At 56.8% G+C, this 26,384-nt stretch carries 14 protein-coding genes; 4 read left to right on the top strand and 10 right to left on the bottom strand.

All coding sequences use genetic code 11. The features are described from left to right. Nucleotides 1-7 precede the first annotated feature (7 nt). Nucleotides 8-2,050, bottom strand: coding sequence for an oligopeptidase A (gene prlC, locus AC4ICF_RS21955; RefSeq protein ID WP_302220503.1), 2,043 nt, complete (start codon nt 2,048-2,050; stop codon nt 8-10). Between the two features lie 177 nt (nt 2,051-2,227). Between prlC and AC4ICF_RS21960 the strand changes: the two genes are divergently transcribed. Continuing rightward, nucleotides 2,228-3,070, top strand: a complete 843-nt coding sequence (locus AC4ICF_RS21960; protein WP_316380219.1) for a 23S rRNA (adenine(2030)-N(6))-methyltransferase RlmJ — start codon at nt 2,228-2,230, stop codon at nt 3,068-3,070. A gap of 71 nt (nt 3,071-3,141) precedes the next feature. Continuing rightward, nucleotides 3,142-4,494 (top strand): glutathione-disulfide reductase, encoded by a 1,353-nt coding sequence (gene gorA, locus AC4ICF_RS21965; RefSeq protein ID WP_116342808.1) that lies wholly within the window; start codon nt 3,142-3,144, stop codon nt 4,492-4,494. 21 nt (nt 4,495-4,515) lie between these two features. Here gorA and AC4ICF_RS21970 read toward each other — a convergent pair whose 3' ends face one another. Beyond that, complete coding sequence (locus AC4ICF_RS21970; protein ID WP_316380218.1) at nt 4,516-5,298, bottom strand: aminoglycoside adenylyltransferase family protein; 783 nt, start codon at nt 5,296-5,298, stop codon at nt 4,516-4,518. After that, nucleotides 5,295-8,852, bottom strand: coding sequence for a response regulator (locus tag AC4ICF_RS21975; RefSeq protein ID WP_316380217.1), 3,558 nt, complete (start codon nt 8,850-8,852; stop codon nt 5,295-5,297). The genes AC4ICF_RS21970 and AC4ICF_RS21975 overlap by 4 nt, the downstream gene beginning before the upstream one ends. 246 nt (nt 8,853-9,098) lie before the next feature. Between AC4ICF_RS21975 and AC4ICF_RS21980 the strand changes: the two genes are divergently transcribed. Continuing rightward, nucleotides 9,099-9,473, top strand: a complete 375-nt coding sequence (locus tag AC4ICF_RS21980) for a Biofilm associated protein A (RefSeq protein ID WP_243865752.1) — start codon at nt 9,099-9,101, stop codon at nt 9,471-9,473. On the opposite strand, the gene AC4ICF_RS21985 is transcribed toward AC4ICF_RS21980, so the two are convergent. After that, nucleotides 9,464-10,690, bottom strand: coding sequence for a tetratricopeptide repeat protein (locus tag AC4ICF_RS21985; protein WP_166712580.1), 1,227 nt, complete (start codon nt 10,688-10,690; stop codon nt 9,464-9,466). The genes AC4ICF_RS21980 and AC4ICF_RS21985 overlap by 10 nt on opposite strands. Before the next feature lie 451 nt (nt 10,691-11,141). Between AC4ICF_RS21985 and AC4ICF_RS21990 the strand changes: the two genes are divergently transcribed. Then, nucleotides 11,142-13,988 carry a transporter substrate-binding domain-containing protein gene (locus tag AC4ICF_RS21990; protein WP_316380216.1) on the top strand — a complete coding sequence of 949 codons (2,847 nt, stop codon included), beginning with the start codon at nt 11,142-11,144 and terminating at the stop codon, nt 13,986-13,988. A gap of 82 nt (nt 13,989-14,070) precedes the next feature. Here the strand turns inward: AC4ICF_RS21990 and AC4ICF_RS21995 are convergent, their stop codons facing one another. The 6 genes from AC4ICF_RS21995 to AC4ICF_RS22020 form a co-directional block, all read right to left on the bottom strand. Beyond that, nucleotides 14,071-14,757: a response regulator transcription factor gene (locus AC4ICF_RS21995; RefSeq protein ID WP_116342818.1), complete on the bottom strand. Its 687-nt coding sequence runs from the start codon at nt 14,755-14,757 to the stop codon at nt 14,071-14,073. 50 nt (nt 14,758-14,807) lie between these two features. Next, nucleotides 14,808-16,268 carry a TolC family protein gene (locus AC4ICF_RS22000; RefSeq protein WP_316380215.1) on the bottom strand — a complete coding sequence of 487 codons (1,461 nt, stop codon included), beginning with the start codon at nt 16,266-16,268 and terminating at the stop codon, nt 14,808-14,810. Nucleotide 16,269: 1 nt separating this feature from the next. Then, nucleotides 16,270-17,505, bottom strand: coding sequence for an HlyD family type I secretion periplasmic adaptor subunit (locus AC4ICF_RS22005; RefSeq protein WP_116342823.1), 1,236 nt, complete (start codon nt 17,503-17,505; stop codon nt 16,270-16,272). Further along, nucleotides 17,502-19,760, bottom strand: a complete 2,259-nt coding sequence (locus AC4ICF_RS22010; protein ID WP_439209917.1) for a type I secretion system permease/ATPase — start codon at nt 19,758-19,760, stop codon at nt 17,502-17,504. The genes AC4ICF_RS22005 and AC4ICF_RS22010 overlap by 4 nt, the downstream gene beginning before the upstream one ends. Nucleotides 19,761-19,975: 215 nt before the next feature. Then, nucleotides 19,976-20,881 (bottom strand): OmpA family protein, encoded by a 906-nt coding sequence (locus AC4ICF_RS22015; RefSeq protein ID WP_096928588.1) that lies wholly within the window; start codon nt 20,879-20,881, stop codon nt 19,976-19,978. A 44-nt stretch (nt 20,882-20,925) separates the two neighbouring features. Further along, nucleotides 20,926-26,313 carry an Ig-like domain-containing protein gene (locus AC4ICF_RS22020; protein ID WP_316380213.1) on the bottom strand — a complete coding sequence of 1,796 codons (5,388 nt, stop codon included), beginning with the start codon at nt 26,311-26,313 and terminating at the stop codon, nt 20,926-20,928. Nucleotides 26,314-26,384: the final 71 nt, after the last annotated feature.

Genomic DNA, 26,384 nt, shown 5'->3' on the forward strand with positions numbered 1-26,384 from the left:
GTAACAATCAGCCTTTGATCCCGTAATGTTCAAGCATCGCATCCAGCTGCGGCTCGCGGCCGCGGAAGCGTTTGAACAGCACCATTGGCTCTTCAGACCCGCCACGGGTCAGGATGTTGTCGAGGAACGACTGGCCGGTTTCGCGGTTGAAGATCCCCTCTTCTTCGAAGCGAGAGAAGGCATCCGCCGCCAGCACGTCGGCCCACAGGTAGCTGTAGTAGCCCGCCGCGTAGCCGCCCGCGAAGATGTGGCTGAACGCGTGCGGGAAGCGGCCCCAGGTTGGCCCTGGAATAACGGCAACCTGCTTTTTAATCTCGGCCAGGGTTTCAAGGATTTTCGCGCCCTGCTCCGGGCTAAACTCCGCGTGCAGGCGGAAGTCGAACAGGCCGAACTCCAGCTGACGCAGGATGAACATTGCCGCCTGGTAGTTTTTCGCCGCCAGCATTTTATCCAGCAGCGCTTTCGGCAGCGGTTCGCCGGTTTCATAGTGACCGGAGATAAACGCCAGCGCGTCCGGCTCCCAGCACCAGTTTTCCATAAACTGGCTTGGCAGCTCGACCGCATCCCACGGCACGCCGCTGATGCCGGCAACGCCTGCGGTTTCGATGCGGGTCAGCATATGGTGCAGGCCGTGACCGAACTCGTGGAACAGGGTAATCACTTCGTCGTGAGTGAACAGCGCAGGCTTGCCGTTCACCGGACGGTTGAAGTTACAGGTCAGGTAGGCGACCGGCTTCTGCAGGGAGCCGTCGGCTTTACGCATCTGGCCCACGCAGTCGTCCATCCACGCCCCGCCGCGCTTGTTTTCACGCGCGTAGAGGTCAAGGTAGAAGCTGCCGCGCAGCTCGTTTTTCTCGTCATACAGCTCGAAGAAGCGCACGTCCGGGTGCCATACGTCGATATCAGTACGCTCTTTGGCGGTGATGCCATAGATGCGTTTCACCACTTCGAACAGGCCGTTAACGGCTTTGTTTTCCGGGAAGTACGGGCGCAGCTGCTCGTCGCTGATGCTGTAGAGGTGCTGCTTCTGTTTTTCGCTGTAGTAGGCAATATCCCACGGCTGCAGCTCGTCTACGCCGAACTCCGCTTTCGCGAAGGCGCGCAGCTGGGCCAGCTCTTTCTCGCCCTGAGGACGGGCGCGTTTCGCCAGATCGGTCAGGAAGTCGAGTACCTGCTGCGGGTTCTCCGCCATTTTGGTGGCGAGGGATTTATCGGCGTAGCTGTCGAAGCCGAGCAGCTGGGCCAGCTCGTGGCGCAGGGCGAGGATCTCCGCCATCACCGGACTGTTGTCCCACTTACCGGCATTCGGACCCTGATCGGAGGCGCGAGTGCTGTACGCGCGATACATCTCTTCACGCAGGGTCTGGTTGTCGCAGTAGGTCATCACCGGCAGATAGCTTGGGATATCCAGCGTTAACAGGAAACCTTCCTGCTCTTTCGCTTCGGCCTGGGCTTTTGCCGCCGCCAGCGCGCTTTCAGGCATACCGGCCAGTTCGGATTCATCGGTAATCAGCTTTGTCCAGCCCATGGTGGCGTCGAGGACGTTGTTGCTGTACTGGTTGCCCAGCTCGGACAGGCGCGCGGCGATTTCACCGTAGCGAACCTGCTTCTCTTTTGGCAGACCGATACCGGACAGCTCAAAATCACGCAGGGCGTTATCGACGGATTTTTTCTGCGCCGTGTTCAGTTCAGCATAGTGGTCGCCGTCGCGCAGGTCACGGTAGGCTTTGTACAGCCCTTCGTGCTGACCAACCCAGGTGCTGTACTCAGAGAGCAGCGGCAGAGTTTGTTCGTAAGCTTCGCGCAGTTCCGGGCTGTTTTTAACCGAGTTCAGGTGGCTCACCGGGGAGAAGATGCGCCCCAGCACGTCGTCCACTTCGGCCAGCGGCTGACACAGATTTTCCCAGGTGTACGGCCCGCCCTGCGCAACCACGCTTTCTACCGCCGCACGGCAGTTTTCCAGCGACCGGGTAACGGCTGGAACAACATGCTCAGGGAGGATTTTAGAAAACGGCGGCAACGAAAAAGGCGTCAGTAATGGATTGGTCATAAACGCTGTCCTGTTGAAATAGGTGAATGAAGCGCGCATCCGGCGCTGTGCATATTGTTCAGTAATGGGGTTAAGTGTAGAGGATTTCAATAGCCGCGCTTACCGGGCCTACGGGTAATCTGTGCCGTTCTGCTGTAAACTGTGGCAAATCGTCAATTCAGCGGAATATCAATACCCATGCTCAGTTATCGCCACAGCTTCCACGCAGGCAACCACGCCGACGTCCTTAAACACACCGTTCAGAGCCTGATCATCGAATCGCTCAAAGAGAAAGAGAAGCCGTTTCTCTATCTGGACACCCACGCGGGCGCGGGCCGTTACCAACTGAGCGGCGAACATGCTGAGCGTACCGGCGAATATATGGAAGGGATTGCCCGCATCTGGCAACAGGACGATCTGCCTGCCGAGCTGGAGCCGTACATCGGCGTGGTGAATCACTTCAACCGCAACGGCCAGCTTCGCTACTACCCGGGCTCGCCGCTGATTGCACGCCAGCTGCTGCGCGAGCAGGACAGCCTCCAGCTGACCGAGCTGCATCCGAGCGACTTCCCGCTGCTGCGTTCTGAATTCCAGAAAGACAGCCGCGCCCGCGTGGAAAAATCCGACGGCTACCAGCAGCTGAAAGCCAGGCTGCCGCCGGTTTCCCGTCGCGGCCTGGTGCTGATAGACCCGCCGTACGAAATCAAAACCGACTATCAGGCGGTGGTGACCGGCATCCACGAAGGCTACAAACGCTTCGCCACCGGGACATACGCCCTGTGGTACCCGGTAGTGCTGCGCGCGCAGATCAAACGCATGATCAAAGATCTGGAGGCGACCGGCATCCGCAAAATCCTGCAGATTGAGCTGGCGGTACGCCCGGACAGCGACCAGCGCGGCATGACCGCCTCCGGGATGATTGTGATCAACCCGCCGTGGAAGCTCGAAGCGCAGATGAACAACGTGCTGCCGTGGCTGCATAAAACGCTGGTGCCAGCGGGTACAGGCCACGCCACCGTCAGTTGGATCGTGCCGGAGTAATCGCAGCCATCGGTGGAAACTATTGATTTCAGGTATACAATCGCGGCAATTCACGATTAAGGACAAAAGCTATGACTAAGCATTATGACTACATCGCAATCGGCGGCGGCAGCGGCGGCATCGCCTCCATCAACCGCGCGGCCATGTACGGCCAGAAGTGTGCGCTGATTGAAGCCAAAGCGCTGGGCGGCACCTGCGTGAACGTGGGTTGTGTACCGAAGAAAGTGATGTGGCACGCGGCGCAAATCCGTGAAGCTATCCATATGTATGGCCCGGACTACGGCTTTGACACCACTATCAATCACTTCGACTGGGACAAGCTGATCGCCAGCCGTACCGCCTACATCGACCGTATTCACACCTCATACGACAACGTGCTGGGTAAAAATAACGTTGACGTGATCCACGGCTTTGCCCGCTTTGTGGACGCGAAAACGATCGAAGTGAACGGCGAGACGATCACCGCCGATCACATCCTGATCGCCACCGGCGGCCGTCCGAGCCACCCGAACATTCCGGGCGCTGAATACGGCATCGACTCCGACGGTTTCTTCGAGCTGCCTGCCCTGCCAAAACGCGTTGCCGTTGTTGGCGCGGGGTACATCGCGGTGGAACTGGCCGGCGTGATTAACGGCCTGGGCGCAGAAGCGCACCTGTTCGTGCGTAAGCACGCGCCGCTGCGCAGCTTTGACCCGCTGATTGTCGATACCCTGGTCGAAGTGATGAACACCGAAGGCCCGACCCTGCACACTAATGCCGTGCCAAAAGCGGTGGTGAAAAACGCGGACGGCAGCCTGACGCTTGAGCTGGAAGATGGCCGCAGCCAGACCGTTGATTGCCTGATCTGGGCGATTGGTCGTGAACCGGCGAACGACAGCTTCAACCTGGCTGTAACGGGCGTGAAAACCAACGATAAAGGCTACATCGTCGTCGATAAGTTCCAGAACACCAGCGTTCCGGGCATTTACGCGGTCGGCGATAACACCGGTGCCGTTGAGCTGACGCCGGTCGCCGTTGCGGCGGGACGTCGTCTTTCCGAGCGCCTGTTCAACAACAAGCCGGACGAGCATCTGGACTACAGCAATATCCCAACCGTGGTCTTCAGCCACCCGCCAATCGGCACCGTCGGCTTAACCGAGCCGCAGGCGCGCGAGCAGTATGGCGACGACCAGGTGAAAGTGTATAAATCGGCGTTCACCGCGATGTATACCGCGGTTACCTCCCACCGCCAGCCGTGCCGCATGAAGCTGGTCTGCGTGGGCCCGGAAGAGAAGATTGTCGGCATCCACGGCATCGGCTTCGGCATGGACGAGATCCTGCAGGGCTTTGCGGTGGCGCTGAAGATGGGCGCAACCAAAAAAGACTTCGACAATACCGTGGCGATCCACCCGACGGCGGCGGAAGAGTTTGTGACGATGCGCTAACCAGAGCGTTACAGGATGGCACTACGCCATTTTTTCCTGTATCGCTTTTTTGACATCACGGACAAATGCCGCAACCTGCGGCATTTTTTCTGCCCAGTCCACGGTGGCCAACCCGAGATACTCTGCACGCGCCTCCTCAAGCAGTTTCGCATGAGCTTCGGGCAATTGCGGCCGCAGCCAGGCAGCGGCCTCGTCTTTAGCCGCGATCTTACCCGTCTCAACGCTATACCCGATACGCGCCAGCGTCAGGAGGATGTGTCTTTCATCACCCTTAAGATCGTCAGCACTGCTCCACAGCGCCAGAGTCTGACGAAAGGTCTCCAGCAGATCGTTTTCTGGTACAACCTCGAACAACTCGCAGGCCGCTTTTCCCCGCAGAGGGAGACTGTTCTGACGCGCTTTGGTCAGTAAAATCGCCAGATCGGGGTCGGGCTGCGCCGGTTCGTATTTCCCGTTTGTAATATCATCCCGTAGCCATTCTCCAAACTGCAGTTCCCGCACGGGCGGAAAGTGCCATGGCACAATCTGCGACCAGACTACGACCGTTACTTCCAGCGCCCGGTAAATCTCCGACGTGCCGGGCCAGGCCGAAATCGCCAGCAGCTTCTGCATCAAGGTATGGCGTTGTTCATCCCGCAGCGGCGAACGTACTGTGACCAGCAGGTCGATATCGCTCAGCGGCTTCAGGCCGCCGTCCATCGCCGAACCGTATAAGTGAATTGCCATCAGCTCGCTTCCGAGAACGCTTTCGATGAGCGCGCAGGCGCTCTGTAGCTGTTTTTGTGCGCAGGGGGGCTCGTTCATCCTACCTCTTCGTCTGACGATAGCTGCTGATTAAACCGGGTTATCTCTTCCAGCACGCGGTTGACCAGAAGGTCAATCTCTTGCCAGGGTCGATCGTCGTTACAGGCCGTTTCCAGCTGTTCACAGGCTTGCTGCAAAGATGTCATGCTCATCATCCTTGCGCCACCATTGATACGGTGCGCCATACGGCCAACCTTATCGCGATTTTTCTGTGCGAGCCACTGCGTCAACTGGCTGGCATCCTGTCTGTTCACCTCCACCATTTCGGCCTGCAGCGCCCGCGTGGCATCGCTCTCCAGGGCAGGCTTCGCGCTGCTGCCGGCAAAATAACGATCCAGCAGCGTCTGGAGTTTTTCCGCCGTCAGCGGTTTCTCCAGATATTCATTCATACCAGCATCGATACAGCGCGCTGCCGTTTCTGCGCCGCTCATCGCCGTCAGGCCGAATATCGGGACAGGCGGATGACCATAAAGCTGTTCGGTATGACGGATCTGCTGCGCCAGCTCATAGCCGTCCATCTCCGGCATCGTGCAGTCGGTAATAATCACATCGTAGCGGCCAGGATTTTGCTGCCACATCGACAGCGCCTCCGCCCCCTGTGTCGCCAGCGAAACCCGGTGCCCCCAGGACTCCAGCCGCTGCCGCAGCGCACGGCGTGCTGGCGGATAGTCGTCGACCCCAAGAATATGCAGGCTGCGCATATGTTCGACAGGCGGAGGGGTTAGCACTTTGCTGGCGGCAGGCACCGCGTTGAAGTGAAGGCTCACCACGCAGCCCTCATGCGGTTCACTGTCGATACGTACCTCCGCACCGGCGGCATGGGCCATATACAGGCAGGCCGGTAAACTGAACCCGGTGTCGGTCCACTCTGATTTCAGCGTCACGTGGTGCGCTCGTCTGGCAATGTCCTCAATCAGGTGCTCGTCAATGCCCTCGCCCCGATCGCACACTTCGATGACCAGCGGGATCGTCGTGGCATTCGGCTCTTTGCTGCCCTCATACACTTCAACGTCAATATCCTGACCATTCGAATGCTTGATGGCGTTACGCAGCAGGCTGGAGAGGATGCGAATAATCAGCAGCGGATCGGTGGTAAAACGCTCGACAGAGAGCTCGATCAGCACGTTCAGGGTGATCCCTTTCGCTTCAGCCTGCTGCCGGTAAAGCGCCACGGTACTGTGGATTAACTGGGGCAGATGCGTGCTGCGCATCGTTCCGTTCAGCTGCGGGTTATCTGCACGGAAGACGTCAAACATATCGCCGATCAGCGAAAGCAGGTTGAGGGAGGATTCCCAAATCAGATTCAGGTTTTCATTATGCTCATGCCGCGCATCGAGCGCCTGAAGCTCCATCTCCAGCAGGCCGGTGATGACGCTGAGCGGGGTGCGCACTTCATGCCCCATCGTCTGCATAAAGGCATTCTTGCTGCCTATCGCCTGCTCCAGATTACTTTTGGTCTCAGAGAGCTGAGCAATCAGCAGCTCTTTTTCAGTGACATCCAGCCAGCCGCCAATCAGACCACCAATTTCACCCTGGCTGTCGTGCCACGGCACAATCCAGCCCTGCAGGTAGCGCGTCTGGTTGTTTATCGTAAAACTGTCAGCCCAGTTCTGCGGTTGCCCATCCTGTAACGCCTGCTGGTATTTCGCCTCCAGGTTCGCCAGCACCGCCGGTTCTACCATGTCGATCGCGGTTACTGGCTGCCCCTGGAAGGCATCGCCCGGCTGGCCGATGGTATCTGCCCAGGCCTGGTTGTAGCGCAGCAGATGGCCGTTACGATCGCGAACGTAGAGCGCCACGGGCGAGGCGTCGATCAGCGCCTGGGTAAAACGTAACTGTTCGGTAAGCTGGCGCTGCAAGACATTGCCACGGCGAAGCGCGGCGCGCAGATACTGTATCCATAACCAACACCCTGTCACCACCAGCAGAAGCAGTACGCCCCAGACCAGAGAATTGAGTAATGAACTTTGCGCCCAGGTTTCGCTATTGTCGATGGCCGCTTGTCGCCAGTCACCCGCCAGCTGCATCAGTGCCTGCGGCTGCATATCTGCCAGCGCTTTATTGAGAATATTAACTGGCTGGCTGGTCCCGGTTTGCGCGGCAATGACGACATCGATGAGGGGGACAGGCACCGTGACGGCCAGATGAAAACGGGTGGGATGATGGCGCGTTACCAGGTAGTTGGCGATAAACTGCGGCGCGATCACACCGCGCACTTCGCCTTTTTTCAACCGCGCCAGCGCGTCGTCCATGTGGGTCAACGACACCAGTTTGATTGTAGGATACCAGGTTTCCAGCCAGGGGCGCAGCGGATCGTCGGCCATAATCGCCAACTTTTCACCCTTCAGCTGGGCAAAATCGTCCGGTCGTTTGATCGTCTGATCCATCACCACCACGGCCGGCGTGGTGAGCAACGGCGAGGTCATCGCCATGGCCGCGGACGTTTTTTGCGACACGTCAGCCACCTGCCTGAGCACCAGCGCATCCGGGTTATTCTGCTTTAACGCGTTGAGTTCGTCGTCGCTACCGGCGGTCAATATCGTGAAGTGAATATCATACTGCTCGCTAAATTGGTTGAGCAGATCAACCACCAGACCCGCTGGCGTGCCATCCTCCAGAAACGAGAGCGGGCGCTGGCGACTATCCAGAATCACCTGGATCTGACTATGCTCACGCAGCCAGTTCTCCTCCTCCCGATCCAGCGCCAGCGGATTGGCGGTAATGACGAAGCTCCGGTTAAGCCCCCAACTGGTGGTAATACGCAAACGGCTGGCTAAGGGGATATGTTTGAAGACCGCGTCGATGGCTTCCACCAGTTGCGGCAGCTGGCGATCTACACCAAAACTCATGTTCAGATTGGGCAGCGCCGGGCTGTAGCGCCAGCGTATCCCCTGAGCCTGATGATACTGGGTAAGGTACTCCGCACTGGCCCGGTTAATCCACAGGGCATCTATCTGTTTAAACGCCAGCGCGCTGACTGCTGAAGGATACCAGGACTGGAAACGGAGCGTACTGCCGGGATAGTGGCGACGCAGCGCCGGGCTGGCGTTGGTATCAGTCATCAAACCTAATGTCTTTGGGCTCTCTTCAGGCGCGCCATCGGCTCGCTCGCGAGTGGTCATTAAGACCGACTTATCCAGCAGCCATGGCGGCGTGGTCACCAGTTCGGCGTTTGGCCACAGCTCCGGGTTCCACATCGCCACCATCTGAATTTCATGGCGACGCAGCGCCTGGAAAGCATCACGACTCTGGTTGTAATAGTGGAGTTTGACGTTGACCTTCAGGCTATCTTCCAGCAGCGCTAGATAATCGGCCGCAATCCCGCTGAAAAGTCCGTGCCCCATGCCTTCGCTGAGAGGAGGATGCGGCGGCCCCCAGACGCCCACGTGAAGCGTCTGATTGTGTTTCAGCCATTGCTGCACGTCACCACTAAACTGGACATGCGGCGCATTGACCTGCACGCGGCGTTGCAGGGTCAGTTCCTGGGCCTGAATCTGCCCGATACTGCAAAGCAGCATAAAAAGGCTAATTAACCGGGCGGTGATAAAACGCATCGTTGGAGTCGTTCCCTGAAAAGTGAGGGCTGGAAATCAGCAGGCTGGCACAGCGTTAATTTTAGCAACCGCGCTTCGTTCTGCATTGTCTGGATAACCGCCATAATTTGCAGGAATTTTAGCAATAGGTGGGCAAGTCGGGATTAAGGTCGGTCTTGTTTTTAAAAACTATCGTCAGCGGATTTTTATAAGACCGGACTTATTGTCCCCTCCCCTGCTGGAAGGTAAAAACGCAGCAGATTTGCTATGCGTAAACAGGTTCCACAAAAAATGAATAACACGTTAACTGCCCACGGCGAAAACACTGCCGATGCCCATAAAGAGATGGCGACTGACGATCAATTTCCTGCACTGGTCGAAATCGCGCTCGGCGATATTTTCATTCAGGGGGAAGAGCGTCTTTTTATCGACGACGTTAATCAGCAGCTACTGATAAAAGGCCCTCCCGGGCAGCGGGTCAATCTGTCCGATCTGCTTCCTGCAGAATCAGAGCCAGGAGAATGGATGAAAGCCAGAGGCTCCGTTACCGTGAACGGCGTGCAATATGAGGTTTATCACCATTCGGGTATTGAGACGGAGCTACTGGTCCAGACAGGACTAGACGTTGCGCCTCAGACGTAATCAGGTTGCGTAATAACCTCAACCTGCACCTCGCCCGCGCGAAAACCGTCAGCAAGGAAGAATGGGATAGGCAATCGCCACTGCCCATCACGCACCAACGCCGTATAGCGATAGCTCTCCCCCTCAATCCGTAATACGACAGCCTGCTTTTCACCGCTGGCTTTCTCGCTCGGCCCCGCCAGCACGGTAAACCCGGCGTTGCTGCCCACGTGGAAGTGCTCAGTCTGCCAGCGAACAGGCGGATGTGCAGGCCACGGTTGAGCATGGTGAAAGGCGAAGATCTCATCATGATTCAAAATGCTCTGCCGGACCGTAGGCCAGATCGCCACTTTGAGGAAATACTGGTCGGTGAAACGGGCGCTTCCCCGGTAGCTCGCCACAAACTGACGCATCATTCCTTCCACGTCTGGGATCGCGCCGCCACAGCCGCCCCACATCCCTGCCAGCAACAGCTCGGTATGGGTGAAATAGTCGCGCATATGGTGGAAATAAAACGGCGAGCGCAGCCAGTCTTCCACGCAAACCTGTTCCCGTTCAGAGAGCAGAGAGTCAGCGTCACGCACTAAAAAACGCTCGACCTGCGGGTCATCCATCACCAGAAAACGCCACAGCGTGGGATAGATGCGCTTTTCCTGGCTCATATCCACCAGCGCGGCACCCGCCTGCGCCAGCCGCTGCCAGACGTGCTGGGGCACGGAGTCATCCAGATACACGCGACAGCGCCAGCCGGGAAACAACTCTGCGGCGGCCTCAATGTTTTTAATTAAGGTTTCGCAGTAGCGCGGCAGATCGCCATACAGACTGAACGCGATAATGTTTTTTTCCGGGCAATCCGCCTGAAAAGGTGGCGGTGGTGTCTGGGGCAGCGGCCAGGCGGTTCCCTGACGAAAACGCTGGTCAGAGAGGGTCAATGACTCCAGACCATACGCGCGCATTTCATCCGTTTTGCCCATATGGCCGCACAGTTCCGCCAGGCCATCGAGCCAGGTTTCAGACGCTTCATGACGACGGGGCGACTGATAAATCTTGCGGTAGACTTTGTACGCCTTGTCATGTTTTCCCTCACGCATCAGGCTAAGGGCGTAATCGCTCTGTACCGACATATTATGCGGCAGAACGGCCAGCGCTTTTTCGCAGCAGCGCGAGGCCGTTGCATAATCCGTCACGGCCATTGCATGACGGTACTGCTCCGCCAGGGCAGCAAATGTCTGACGCATTGCTTCTTGTTTTGCAGCAGATGAATGAGGTTGAAGGGATCGACGCATTGTCCAGGCTCAAAATCAAATAATCGTGCGTATGATTTTCCCATTCGTCTGTAAAGTAAGCGACAAGACCCGTCTTGATGTTCCCGGCAGTCAATGATGGCGCAGGATTTAAGCAGCAAAAAGCAGGCGAAAATGCACGCTTATATTAGTATTGAGAGGATAGCGTAGAAATAATAACGTTCCTGACCAGACATTGTGCTTTTCGTTATTCACAATCGCCAGAATAATAACCAAGCCTTGTCTTATAACAATGCTTTTAACGTTTAATCAGAATATCACTTTCAGTATCTTATGCTCAGGAGCGTTATAAAAAGTTATGCGTCACTACCTTCGTCGTTTTTTGCTTCTGGTTTTATTTTTATTCGTGATGCCTCCGGCACACAGCGAAGAATATAAGATTCTGATGCGCACCCCCATTGAGGGCATGAGTCGCTTGCCGCTCACCGAAGAGCAGGCAACGCTGCTAAAGCATATGCAAAACTTGACGGTGGGTATCACACGTTATGACGTGCCTCCTTTCGGCATGCGCAACATACGCCATGAATATGAGGGGCTGAGCGCCGACTATCTCGGCCTGGTGTCCTGGCAGCTTAATCTGCCGGTGCAGGTTAAAATGTACGACTCGCAGGAAGAGCTGTGGCAGGCGCTGGCGCGCGGTGATATCGATCTTATCCCCTCTGTCTCCGCCTTTGACGCCAACGACGCATTTGTCTTCTCAACGCCCTATGCCAGCGATAAACCGGTGCTGGGGGCGAACGACCGGGATACCCAGCCTCTCGCGGACGACCTTGCTAACACCGACGTCGCGATGGTCCGGGACTACCTGCCTCTGGCACAGGTGAAAGCGGCCTATCCCAACGCGCGCTTTCGCCTGTTTGACAGCTATCAGGAAGCGCTGAGCGCCGTGGCGTTTGGGCATTCACGCGCCTATCTCGGTAACAGCTATTCGCTGAGCCGAAACTATTTAAACAATATTCATATCGATCGCATCTCGCGGCTGCCCAACCGTGAAGTGGGGTTCGCCCTGAGCCAGAATAACCCGCTGCTTAACCAGTTGATTAACGCGACCATCCGCGCGGTACCCGAAGAGGAAAAGCTGGATCTCTATCGCCGCTGGCAGCCCGATCGGGTCGATATTGCACAGGGAACCAAGTCGCTGGTCTTTACCGACCAGGAGAAAACGTGGATCGCCCGGCATCCGGTGGTGAACGTGCTCATCTACAGCCAGGATAATGCCGCCCCGGTCTCCTTTATCGATAACAAGGGGATGCTGCGCGGGGTAGTGGCGGATCTCTTCTCCGTGGTGTCATTGCGCACCGGCTTGCGCTTTAGCTTTGAGACCGGCAATACCACCGATGATTTGATAGCCCAGGTCAACCACGGGCAGGCTGACATGCTCGCGTCAGTGACGCCGAGCGAGGCGCGCAAGGGTCAGGTCCTCTTCACGCGGCCCTACTTACGCAGCGCGTTTGCTCTTGCCACATCATCCTCACGTAACGACATTAACACGCTGGCCGACCTGCGCGGCAAACGCCTGGCGCTGGTGAAAAACATCGGCGTGGAGCAGCTGGTGCGCGAACGTTACCCGGAGATCAAAATTGTTCACGTGGGCAATGAATCGCAGCTGCTCGCCAGCATCACCAACGGCGATGCCGACGCGGCAATAGGTATTCTGGTGATGACGGATTACCAGATCTACACCAATTTTCAGGACAAGCTGAAGGTGGTTTCGATTGTTGGCGACTCCCCCGCCTGGATCTCCTTTGGCGTTGGCCTGGCAAGCCCGGAACTGCAGAGCATTCTGGATAAAGTCCTGCTGAGTATCTCACCCATTGAGATGGAAAACCTGGCGAACCGCTGGCGACCCAACGAGCTGGTGGTGGTCGACAGCTTCTGGTATCGCTATCGCGAAGTGCTGATTGCCACGGGTGTCTTCAGCGCCGTTCTGGTGCTATTAGCGCTGGGATGGGCGCTCTATTTACGTCGGCAGATTGTGCGTAAAGCGGCGCTGCGCAGGCAACTGAACGAGCAGCTCACCCAGCTGCGCGAGATGCTGACCGAACGTGAATCGCTGCTGGCGGAACTGAGCGAGGCGAAAGATCGCGCCGAAGACTCTAACCGGGCAAAATCGGTGTTCCTGTCAACCATGAGCCATGAGATCCGCACCCCGATGAACGCCATTATCGGCATGCTGGACATCGTTCTGAAAAAAGGGCGCAAGGGCGAGCACGATCTTCAGGCGCTGGAAGTCGCCTACGACTCGGCAGAGGGTCTGGTGGGGTTGATTGGCGATATCCTGGATATCTCCCGTATCGAGGGAGGGCATCTCGATTTTAACCCGGAACCCGTGCAGTTCGGCAAACTCATCGACAACATGATGCGGGTGTTCCAGGGCGTGGCGATAGAAAAAAATATCCAGTTGAATAAGGTCTTCCCGACAGAGGCGCTGTATGAGGTCTATGCCGACCCGTTGCGTATTAAGCAGGTGCTCTCCAACCTGCTCAGCAACGCCATCAAGTTTACCGACCGCGGCAGCGTGACGCTGACCTTATCGCAGCGTGTGGAGCCCGGCACCGATAACATCCAGTTTGTCATTGAGGTGCAGGACAGCGGTATCGGTATTGATGCCAGCCAGCAGGCCGCACTCTTTAAGCCATTCAGCCAGGCGGACAATCGTCGGGCGGGCACCGGCCTTGGGTTATATATCAGCCGAACCATCTGTGAAAGCATGAATGGCACGCTCACGCTCGCCAGCGAAAAGCATGTCGGTACCACCGTCAGGGCGACCTTCTCCCTGCCTAAAGTTACCCGTGCCGTTACGCCGCCTGCCCAGCCTGATGCGGAAGATGAAAAGTTACCGGCGCTTAACGTGCTGGTGGTGGATGACAATCCCGCAAACCGCATCCTGTTGGCCAAACAGCTGGCCTGGCTGGGGCAGCACGCGCATCTGGCTTCCGGTGGCGATGAGGCCCTCAAAATCTGGGCCGATACTGCCTTTGATGTGGTTATCACCGACTGCAATATGCCGGGCATCAACGGTTATCAGCTAACGGGCATGATGCGTAACGCTGAGCGTGAGCAGGGCCGGACACCGGCATGGATTATTGGTTTTACCGCCAATGCGATGCATGAGATTAAGGAACGGTGTTTGCAGGCGGGAATGAACGATTGTCTGTTTAAGCCGTGCTCTATTAGCGATCTGGCGACGGCGCTGCGTAACAGTACTTCTTGCCGGGTGGCGCCGCGCTGAGCTGGCCTACAATCGACAATAATATCAATTAATTGAACGATTTATTGTAGGCCCGTGCAAGCGTAGCGCCGCCGGACAACACTCACAGCAGTTGGTCGTGCCAGAGGAACAGTTCCGGGTCGGTCTTCACGCCCAGCTTTTTCATTGCGGATTTCTTCTGGCCGCTAACCGTTTTGCGGCTCCGGCTGAACTTCTCAGAAATTTGCAGCACCGACATACCGGAAAGGAAAAGGCGTAACACCTCCAGTTCCCGGGCAGAAAGCTGGTCCAGACGGCCAATGCCGTCAATTACATGCTGTTCATCTTCAGCGTCACCGGATGCAGATGGCTCGGAGATAAGATAAAACTCCTTCTCCATGCTTTCGGAAAGGCAGATATGCCCAGCCGCCACGCGGCGCACGGCATCCACCACTTCCGAGGCGTCACGGCTTTTGCCGATATGCCCGCGCACGCCTGCCTTCAGCGCCATACGAACAATGGCGGTATTTTCCAGCGTCGATGAGATCAAAATTTTCAGCCAGGGAAAATTGCTCATTAACTGCTTAATCATCGGCAATCCGTCAATGTCTTCATCCCCGAGCAAATAGTCGAGGATAAGCACATCAATCCGGTTGGTACGTAAAAAGTTAATCAGATCAATGCGGCTGGCAAAGCTGCCCTTCAGTTCGAAATCCGGCTCCTGGCTGAAAATAATTTCCAGCCCTTTGCGGACAATCGGATGATCGTCGAGTAAGGCGATATAAATTTTCTTTCCTGAATACTGATTCATCTGCACTCTCTTTCTGTGCCTGCTGTGTGGGTCATTATAAAAATGGCTGATTACTGCTTTCTCAGCCACTGCAATAATGTTCCCGCACTGGCATAACTACGAAAAATAGCAGCGTAAGCGTCAAAGCGGTTGGTGGCTTCTGCAACCTGGTTACCGTAATAATCACTTTCTGCACTCAGCACATCCAGCAGGGTTCGTCTGCCAAGGTGGTACCATTGATCGAAGAAATCATGGCGAATGCGATCGGATTCAAAGGCTAAGTCATGGTACAACTCAGCGCGTTCCAGCATGCTGCGGGCGTCCTGATCCGCCGCGCGCACGCGGTTATCCAAATCGCGTAACTGTTTTTCTATGGTTTCTCTGCTGGCGTCCGCACGACGCGCGGCAGAGAGTGCAGCGGCTCGCTGAGAACCGCCGCGGAAAATCGGCCAGCTCACGTTCACACCCGTCTCCCAGGACTGTTCACGCCCCAGTTCGTCACGCCCGGTGCTTTTGCCCACGTTCCAGGTCACTGTCGGGTAAGAGGCCGAGCGCGCGACATCCGCATCCGCCAGCGCCGACGCGGTCTCCGCCTGAGCCTGGCGAATCGTCGGATGCGTGTCGATGGCCGAAAGCTGTGTCGTCAGTTCACCCGGTTTCAGGTTCCAGGTCGTCGCCGTAGGCAGGGGTACTTTTTTGTCCCCCAGCAGGCGGTTAAGGGTAATTTCAGTATCTCGCGCACGTGAGACGGCCGTGTCCAGAGATGATTGCGCCTGAAGCAAGCGCCCCCGAGCCTGCGTCAGCTCGCTGCGGCGCCCCTGATCGACCTTCACGATCCCGTCCAGCATGTTGACCAGCTCATTCATGCGGGCCACATACTTTTGGCTCAGGCTGATGATCTGGCGCTGCTTGCTCAGTTCGATGAGCGCGCTGCTGACCTGCCAGGCGATCTCTTCCGCCTGGGCATCGACGTTATTTTTCGCCGCGTCATGCAGGGCTTCACGGCTTTTGATGGTGTTACTGGTGCGGCCAAAATCGAGCAGTGTGGTCGCCATATTCACGGTGACCGCCGGTCGGCTGTCGCTGTAGCGACGCTCACCACCACCAAACTGATAACTTTTGGAACGGGTGCCGACATCAATCTGCGGCCAGCGCTGGCCTTTCGCTTCGTCAACATTCGCTTCTGCCGCTTCCGTATTGTAATTTGCGCCGCGCACTTCGGGGCTGATACTGAGCGCGGTATTCACCGCATCATTAAACAGGGCGCGAATTTCCCTTTCGCTGGGCGTGCGGGCCGTATTATCACGTTTCGGCGCGGCGGCCGCGTGTGTCACCGGCGCCTGCTCCACTAACGGCGCAGCGGGTGCGGGCGGTGTCGAGGCCATCACCATGCGAGATTTTACCGCAGGGGCATCAGGCGCAAAGGCTAATAAGCCGTCACTATTGGCGGTACTTTTAGCCGATGCCAGGCAAGCCGCGGCCGTTAACAGCGCCGCCAGGCGGTGCTGCATAAAAATAGAGTTACTTTTCATATTAACGCTCGCGGAACGCTTCCTTCGCTTTGAAGATAGGTTTCAACAGATAATCGAGAATGGTTTTTTCACCGGTACGGATTTCAACCGTGGCAATCATGCCGGGAATGATAGGCAGAGATTTACCGCCCGCATTCAGCGTGCTGCTGTCAGTTAATACCATCACCCGGTAATAGGTGTCGTCAGGGCGGCCAGCGGCGGCTTTGGCGTCATCCTTCAGCGTATCCGGGCTGACCAGAGACACGTGCCCTTTCAGGCCACCGTAGATGCCGAAATCGTATGCGGTGATTTTCACCATTGCCGGTAATCCGGCATGCAGGAAGGCGACGTCAGACGGTTTGATTTTCCCTTCAACCAGCAGCTGGTCTTCCAGCGGCACGATTTCCATAATGTGTTCACCGGGCTGGATAACGCCGCCGATGGTGGTGACACGCACGTTTTTCACGGTGCCTTTTACCAGCGCGGAGATGGTTGTCCGGCTCACCACGTCGGCACGTCCTGTCAGGCTCTCTTCGGCCTGCACCAGATCCAGCTCCTGGCGAATCAGCTCGGCGTTGGCATCCGCCTGATAGCGGTTACGACGCTCGACAATTTGCGATTGCAGGTCATTCGCCTGACGACGCATACGCAGCAGCTCCACTTCTGAGAGCAGGCCGCGCGCGGCCAGCGGCTCGGACATGGCAATTTCGTTTTGCGCCAGGCGGTAGCTTTTCTCGAGCGAGGCCACCCCTTCTTCCAGCGCCTGTTTGCGGCTGTTGTAGGCGCGGGTTTCCAGGTCCACTTCGGAAGGGTACTGTTTCACCCGGTCGCTAAACGTCAGCGGCAGGCCGTAGGCCTCTGCACGCAGGCGGTTAACGGTCGCTTCCAGCGCCACCACTTTACGCAGCGTCTCCTGATAGCTGGACTGGGCGCGGGTCGGGTCTATTTTCAGCAGTACCTGCCCCGGCTCGACAATGTCACCCTCACGGACGTTCAGCTCTTCGAGAATCCCGCCCTCCAGGCTCTGGATAATTTGCTCGCGGCTTTTCGAGACGATTTTCGCGTCGCCTTTGGTGATCTCTTCCACCTTGGCGAAATGCGCCCAGGTTAAAAACCCGACGAACACCACCAGAATCAGCCATAGCACCAGGCGCGACTTTGGCGTGGTCTGGGAGAATAGCGCTTCCTGGATATCGCTCATCCAGGCGGCATCACGCGCGGATAATGCCTTGCTGTTGTTACGTTTTAAGAATTTCATGCGCTGGCCTCCACGGGCTGTTTTCCTGTAGCGGCTTTTGCAGGGGTACTGTCGTTTGCGGGTGCGCCGTTCAGAGCGGCCAGCACCTGCTGTTTAGGACCATCGGCCACAATTTTGCCGTCATCAATAATGACCATGCGATCGACCAGCGCCAGAAGCGACGGGCGATGGGTAACCACCACCAGCGTGTGTCCGGCGGTCGCGACTTTCAGATGTTGTAAGAAAAGGGCTTCCGTCTGGGAATCCATCGCGCTGGTCGGTTCATCCAGCAGCAAGAGATTTGGTTTCGCCAGCAGCGTACGCGCCAGTGATACCAGCTGACGCTGGCCGCCGGACAAACTGTTGCCCTGCTCACCAACAGGCATGTGAATACCGCGCGGGTGACGCGCTGCAATCTGATCCAGCCCCGTCAGACGCAGCACGTGCAGGAATTCATCAGAGGAGGCGTTCTGACGGCCAATCATAATGTTTTCACGCAGGGTGCCGTAAAAGAGGCGCGCTTCCTGGCCGACAAAGCCCACATTATTACGCCAGTCGGAGGGCTCAATCTGGTTCACATCCAGACCGCTGCTGAAGAGCTGCCCTTTCACCGGGGTGTAAAGGCGCGCGATGATGCGCAGCAGGGTCGATTTACCGCTGCCAATTTTACCGACAATCGCCACGCGCTCGCCCGGTTTGATCGTCAGGTTGACCCCTTTGAGGATCTCCGGGTTCGGCTGCATCGGCGGTGCCGGGTAGGAGAAGGTCACGCCTTTCAGCTCAATATCGCCATTCAGCTCAGGCTGTTTGATGTAATCAATGTCGCTGCTGCGATCGGTCGGGTGTTCCATTAGTCTGTTCAGCGAGCCCAGCGCGGCTTTCGCTTGCTGATAACGCACGGCTAAACCAATCACCTGGCTTAATGGCGCGGTCACGCGACCCGCCAGCATCACGGTACCGATCAGCGCACCCTGGGTCAGGTTACCGGCATCGATCAGGTATACACCGGTGACGATCAGCATCACCGTCTGCAGCTGCTGCAGGAAACTCACCGAGTTCATCGCCAGCGTCGAATAATGTTTTGACGCCGCCGCGCTGGAAGATTGCATGGCGCTGAATTTCTGCCAGCGGCTCTGCATCCAGGATTCACCGCCGACCGATTTCAGGGTTTCCATGCCTTCAATGGATTCAATCAGTACGCCCTGCTTTAACGAGGCTTCCTGCAGGCTGGCTTTCATTACCTTCGCCAGCGGCCACTGGATAAGCAGGCTGACGATCAGGATCATCGGCAACATCAGCATTGGAATAAAGGCCAGCGTACCGCCGATGGCAAAAATAATGCTGATAAACAGCAGCACAAAAGGTAAGTCGGCAATGGCCGCCAGGGTGGCTGATGAGACGAAGTCACGCACGGATTCAAACTCGCGCAGCTGGTTGGCAAACGAGCCGGAGGAGGCCGGTTTATGCTCCATTTTGACCGCCAGCGACTGACGGAACAGAACGCTGCCGACAATCAAATCCGCTTTCTTGCCGGCGGTGTCGAGCAGATGCGCCCGCACGGTACGGGTAATGGCCTCAAAGACCATCGCCACCAGTACGCCAGCCGCCAGCGACCAGAGCGTCGTAAAGGCCTGGTTAGGGATAACGCGGTCATACACGTTCATGGTGAAGAATACCGTTGCCAGCGCGAGCACGTTGACCAGCACCGACGCCAGCGCCGCGCTGCGGTAGTAGCTGCGATAGCGCCACAGGGTACTGAACAGCCAGTGACCTTTTGGTTGCGGCGGCGCGATATCGCTGACCCGGCTGTCAATGCGCGCAGTTGGTTTCGCCGCAATGGCATAACCGACATACAGCTCGCTGAGCGCCTCATGGTTCAGCTCAACCGGCTCGTCGCCCACTTCCGGCATGATCAGGGAGTAGAACAGATCCCATTTATCGTCGGCATTTTTACGACGCTCGCGCGCAAGCAGCACCATGCCGCCCGCACCTTTGCGCAGCAGAATCATGGGGAAAACCTGCTCGGGCAGTTCCGCACTATTACGCTTGATGAGCCCCCCGGTGATACCGGCATTTTTAAGCGCATCAAGCGCTAAAGAGGGTGTGAGAGTTTGTTCAACAGGCAGACCAGCCAGCAAGACATCGTCGCTCTTACCCAGACCATAATGATCGGACAGCCAGGCAATGCTTCTGAGCAGAGTGTCGTCATTGAGTCGGGTATCACGGGCGATAGTGTGCAGCTGTTCCTCCTGGGTATTGGCCATTGAGGATTCCATAATTCGCGTGTTCCTGGTTGTTAAAAGACAGTTAAATCAAAAAGATAAAATGACTTTTTGAGATGAATTAGGAATATTCTGTCACGCGGAATGGTCTTGCCTTAATGAGACCTGTCTCAATGGAACTGGTTATTTTTTGTCACGAAACAGGTTTTAGAGAGGAAACAGGGGGAAAAGATGGTGCCCTCCCGTTACGGGAAGGCAGGGTTTAGCGATTATTTCTGCGCAGGAGCAGTCACGTTCTGATCGCCGCTTACGCGTACCACAACACGGCGGTTAGGCGACAGACAGGAGATCAACGCGCTCTTGTTCGAGGCGTCACAGTCATTGACTACAGGCTCATTGCTGCCCACGCTGGTCGCCGTCATCAGGCGAGCCGGAAGACCGTTTTCAGCCAGCATGGTGCGGACAGTCTGCGCGCGCTTCAGGCCAAGCGCATAGTTGCTACGATCGCTGCCGATGGCGTCCGTGTGGCCGATCACTTGGATCTGTTTCAGTTCAACGTTTTCACGTTTGATCGTCGCCACCAGATCTTTTACTGCCTGGCGACCCTGAGCGGAAACGCCCTTCTCATTTCCCTTACCGAAGCGGAACATCACATCGCCCGAGAGGGTGTAATCTTTGTACTGTGGCGCAAGGTTCTTACAGGCCTCTACGCTTGAGGCACGGGACAGCACGTGCGTCTGCTCACGCAGACCAGCGAGATCCTTTTCCGCCTGCTCGCGCGTACGGGCTTCCGGCACCGCATTCATGGTTGAGCTGACGCGCACGAAATAGGTCTGGCCGCCGCTCATCTCGACGTTGTAGCCCTGCTCTTTGCCGCGATACTGCGGTGCATCATTCTGGTACGCGCCCAGATTATGCTTGCCCGGCGCCAGACAGAAAACGGTATAGCCGCCCGGCAGCAGTGCGTCGTGGAATTCGTTATCGACATAAATATGCGCTGCGCCACCTGCGGTGTTGCTGGCATCACGGTAGTAAACCACCTGCGTCTGCGTCTGGCCGACGGGAGCGACAGGCTGATAGGTCTTACCAAAATTCTCCGCCGCCAGCGCCGGGTGGATAACAAATGCGGAGGTAGTAAACAGCGCCGCGAATAAAGAGGTCTTGAAAAAAGTCATAAATCCTCCACAGGCCCCCTCCCGGGGGCCTGGAAAAGTTTTAGTTAGTGATTATTCACGTTGACGGTGACGCCGTTCTGCACCAGCAGTTCAACATCAAGGTTTTCCACCTGGTAAACCTGATATTCCACGCCGGAAACTTTAACGTTGCCTGCATTGGTCCAGTTACCCGGATCGCTGTTGTCTGGCAGCAGATCGCTCAGGTTCACAACATCACCTTTGTTACCCTGAACCATCATCTGTTTATTGCCATCGGCGATAAACAGATCTTTCTCAGCGTGAGTCAGCACGTCGTTCAGACTGATATTCAGCTTGTCCTGCTTGCTGTTGGTCAGATCAATGGTCTTGTGCTGGAGGTTATCCAGATTGATCTCATGACCGTTCAGCGTGCTGACGGCATGGGTGTTGTCGTCATGCTGCTCTTCCGTGCTCATCATCATGCTTCTGGAGGCAGTGCGGGTGGTGTTAACCGTCCAGCGAACATCATCAATCATGTACTGATCGGTGTTGATGGTATTACCACCGCCCGACAGACCACTGCTGGCCCCACGCCCCATATGGAAGACAATATTGCCAATCTCGCGTCCCGCTGGTGCGGTGGCGGAGAAGGTCGCTTCCCCAGAAGGCAGATACCCGGATGAAATCACCTTGCCTGCAGTATCGTAGACAATGAAGGTGGATTTCACGACACTCGATTGAATTGAGTCGTTTGCACCGGAAAGCTTCATGCTTACCGCATTCACACCATCAAAATGCATGGTGATATCACCGGTCAGTGCCAGTTTACGGCTATTCCCTACACCCCACTGATAAATTGAACCACCGTAACCCGGATAATAGTTATCGCTTAACGTAAATTTCAGACCACTCGCCAGTGTAACCAGCCCCTTCCCATAGCTCTGTGGGGTCAGCGCATTAAAGTCCTCAAAGCCACTTGTTTTCGGTGAGATTACCGTCAGGCTACGGGAAACACCCGCACTCCTGTTACCCGCCTGATCAATCGAGAAGACGCTAAAGGTATGGTTACCCAGCGGCAGTGCAGACGGTGTAAAGCTCCAGCTACCCGTCGCCGAGGCGGTGGTCGAGTAGGTGCCACCATTCACGGCGATATAGACCGTACTGCCTGCCTCCGCCGTACCGTTCAACGTTGGCGTGCTGTCATCCGTTTTACCCAGGTTGGCAACATTGCCGGTTTCATTCCCGACGTTATCCATCACGCTGGTAATGGTCGGTGCTGCGTTAACCGTATCAACCACTACATAGTGCTGGTTACCCAGAGCACTCTTGTTGCCCGCCAGGTCAGTCTGATTAGCACGGAAATACCAGGTTCCATCCTGCAATGCCTTCGGAATTTCCAGGCTCCAGGTACCGTCCGCTTTGGCGGTGGTGGTGTAAACGAGGTTTGTACCGCTCGTCCACCCCTGACTACCCAGCGCCAGCACGATTTCGATCTTCGCGCCCGCTTCCGCACCGTTACCGGTGATGGTCGGACGGTTGTCGTTAGTACGATCTCCGTCAACCAGGTTACCGACTTTACCGCCCGCCACGTTATCAGTAATAACCGTTACGTTCGGCGCGGCAGCCACGGTATCGACAACAACATAGTGCTGGTTCCCCAGAGCGCTCTTGTTGCCCGCCAGGTCAGTCTGATTAGCACGGAAGTACCAGGTGCCATCCTGCAATGCCTTCGGAATTTCAAGGCTCCAGGTACCATCGGCTTTGGCCGTGGTGGTGTAGACGAGGTTTGTACCGCTCGTCCATCCCTGGTTACCCAGCGCCAGCACGATCTCAATCTTCGCACCCGCTTCGGCACCATTACCGGTAATGGTCGGACGGTTATCGTTAGTACGATCTCCGTCAACCAGGTTACCGACTTTACCGCCGGTCACGTTATCAGAGATAACCGTTACGTTCGGTGCGGCCACCACGGTATCCACGGTAATCGCGAAGTTGGTGGAGTTCTCCGAACGGTTCCCGGCTTTATCAACAGAGTAAGCCTGGAAGTTATACGTCTGGTTATAGTTGGTGGTCAGCGGGAAAGACCATTGTCCATTCGCACCCGCCGTGGTTGAACCATGCACCCCACCGTTTGCCGGGTTGATGATATACACCACGCTGCCCGCTTCCGCCGTGCCGCGTAAATCCAGCGTTCTGTCGTTGGTTACGCCACCGTTACCCACCAGACCGTTATACACACCGCCCTGAACGTCATCCCAGGAGCCGGTAATGACAGGTGCGTTATTGACCGTATCAACTGTAATCGAGAACTTCGCAGAGTCCACTGAACGGTTGCCCGCCGGATCGACAGAGTACGCATGGAAGTCGTACTGCTGGTTGTAGTTAGTCGTGACAGGGAATGCCCAGTTACCTTTCGCATCCGCCGTCACGGAACCCGCAACAGTGCCATAGTTATCGATCACAATGTAAACAACACTATTTGCTTCCGCCGTGCCGCGTAAATCCAGCGTTCTGTCGTTGGTTACACCGCCATTACCCACCAGACCGTTATATACACCGCCCTGGACATCATCCCAGGAGCCGGTAATAACCGGCGCGTTTGGCGCTTCGGTATCAATGGTCAGGCTCCACGCAGCCGTTGGTGCGCTCTTCACGCCGGTCGGGCTCTGGAATACCGCTGTCAGAGACAGCTCAGTGCCGTTGTTCTGCTGTGGCAGCGTGTAGTTCCAGGTATTTGCTGGCCCTACGGTGACGGAGTCAAGCAGTCGGGTACCGTCGTAGATAAACACCACATCACCTGCCACACCTTTACCGTACAGGGTTGGGGTGGTGTCATCGGTCACGGCCGGGTTCGCCAGATCGCCCTGAACCAGACCCACGTCATCCGCGACGCGATCCAGAGAACCTGTCGGCACACGCGTATCCAGCGTCAGTTCGAACGGTGCGGTTTGTGCACTCTCACCTGCGCCTGCGTCTTCGCTGGCGGTGATCTTATAGGTTGCATCCGCTGTCAGCGCCGGGCTGAGGGTGTACTGCCATGCACCGGTTACGGCGTCAGCGCGCACGCTGTCGATGTATTTGCCATCAACGTACACTTTCACCAGGGCACCCGCCGTCGCATGGCCCACCACTGTTGGGGTCGTGTCGTCAGTGTGGCTACCGCTGCCCAGATTACCGACGAAGTCGCCCTGATCGTCCACAACGTGGCTGATGGAAACACCGTTACGGCTGGTATCCACGATAAAGTGGATAGGGTCAGAAGCCGGACCCACGTTACCTGCTTTGTCTTCGATAGAGACTTTCCAGGTATAGTCGCCATCCGCCAGCGCAGGTGCTGGGGTGTAGCTCCAGTTACCTTTCTCGTCTACCGGTACGCGCACGGTAGTACCGTTACCCAGATCGATAATCGCGGTACCGTTCGCTTCACCCTTACCACGGTAGGTTGGGGTGTTGTCATCGGTGGTGTCGTCATTGGCGATCAGACCCGGCGTGCCGAAGTCGTCCCACAGCTCAATGTCCGTAGGTGCCAGCGGATCAACGGAATCGACAATAATCACCCACTCGCCGGTTTCCGGACCGCGGTTACCGGTTCTGTCTTCGGCCACGGCACGGAAGCGGTGCTCGCCCTGCGGCAGATCAGAATCAAAGTCAATGGTCCAGCGGCCAGCTGTTACCACGGCACTGCCGATCGGATCCGGGTTAGTGCCATCGTACAGATAGACCGTGGTGCCATCCTGTGCGGTACCGGTAATGGTCGGGCGTGCGTCGTTCGTGATGCCGCCGTTTTGTACCGTACCCACGTGCGCGTCAACGTCGTCGATCACGTCAGTAATGGCCGGAGCCGTCGGAATACCGCCCGCCAGCAGGTCAAACGAGAACGCATCAGACGGCTCGGAACGCAGCCCCGCTTTGTCCTGCGCCACAACGGTGACATCGTAATGGCCGTTGGCCATGCCCAGTGCTGGCGTCCAGGTCCAGATCCCGGTTGAGGCGTCAGCGGTCACAGAGTCAACGGTTTTCCCGTTCACAATGATAAACACCAGGCTGCCCTTCTCGGCTGTACCGGTAAAGTCCGGGGTGCTGTCGTCCGTAATACCACCGTTAGCGATATTGCCGGTATGCTGACCTGCGTCATCATAAACGGTATCGATCGTCGGTTTTGCCGGCGGCTGCGTGTCGACGATAAAGTCGATCGGATCGGACGGCTCGCTGGCGTTGCCCGCAGGATCGGTGATCACGACTACCGCTTCATGTTCGCCTTCCGGCAGCGGTTTCTCCGGGGTCACTTCCCATTTACCGTCGTCACCGACAATCGCGGTCCCCACGACTTCGTCATCAACAATCAGTTCAACGGTATCGCCAGGCACGGCGCCTTCGCCGCTGAATACCGGCTGCGAATCATCCGTGGTGTCACCGTTGTGAATAGGGCCGACATCCGGACCCTGGTCGTCCTCGACGTCGCCAATAATCGGTTTGTTTGGTGCTTCAGTATCAATCACCAGCTTCCACGGTGCGGTCGGTGCGCTTTCCACACCGGTCGGGCCACGGAAGACCACGCTGACGTCCAGCGCAGTGCCGTTCGTCTGCTCAGGCAGGGTGTATTCCCAGCTGCCGTCAGGGCGAACAGTGACTGAATCAATGATGTCGCTGCCGTTGCGCACGAACACGATATCCCCCGGACGGCCGGTACCGTGCAGGGTTGGGGTGGTGTCATCGGTCACGCCCGGGTTGGCCACATCACCCTTATAACGGCCTTCGTTGTCTTCAATACGATCGAAGGTGCCGGTCGGCACAACGGTATCTACCGTCAACAGGAACGGACGCGTCGGCGCAGGGATTTCGCCTGGGCCGCTATACTCGCCCGCGGTGATTTCGTAGGTTTTACCCGATTCCAGCGCCGGGTTGATCTCAATCGCCCACTCGCCGGTGACCGGATCAGCGGTCATCGAGCCAACAGGTTCGCCATCAACGTACAGGGTCACCAGGGAGCCCGGCGTCGCCGTCCCCACGATAACCGGGTTAACATCATCCGTGCTGCTGCCGCTTGCCAGCGGGTTGGTCAGCGTACCGGTGTTATCTTCAGCGTGGCTGATGGAGACCGCATTACCTACCGTATCGATGGTGAAGCTGATTGGCGGGGTAGACGGACCGCGGTTGCCCTGATTGTCTTCCAGAGCGACTGACCAGGTATAAGACCCGTCAGCCAGCGCAGGCGCAGGGGTCCAGCTCCAGATACCTTCTGAACTGACCGGTACGCGAACGCTCTGACCGCCACCGAGGTCGATCACCGCCGTCATGCCCGCCTCACCCTTACCGCTAAAGGTTGGAGTGTTATCTTCGCTCGGATCGCCGTTGTGAATTTCACGCGGGAACTGGTAGTCGTTCCACAGTAAAACGTCTGTCGGCAGCGGTGGCAATGTCGCCATTGCGGCGATATTTTCGGTATTGTTGTTAGAAGTAATGGTCTTTTTCATACAATTTTCCAAATGAATTCTGTTTATGTTTTGGTCTAAAACGTTCTGGAGGCTCCGGTGCAGGAGCCTCA

Source organism: Enterobacter sp. ECC_219_Taxon_10 (assembly GCF_058354905.1).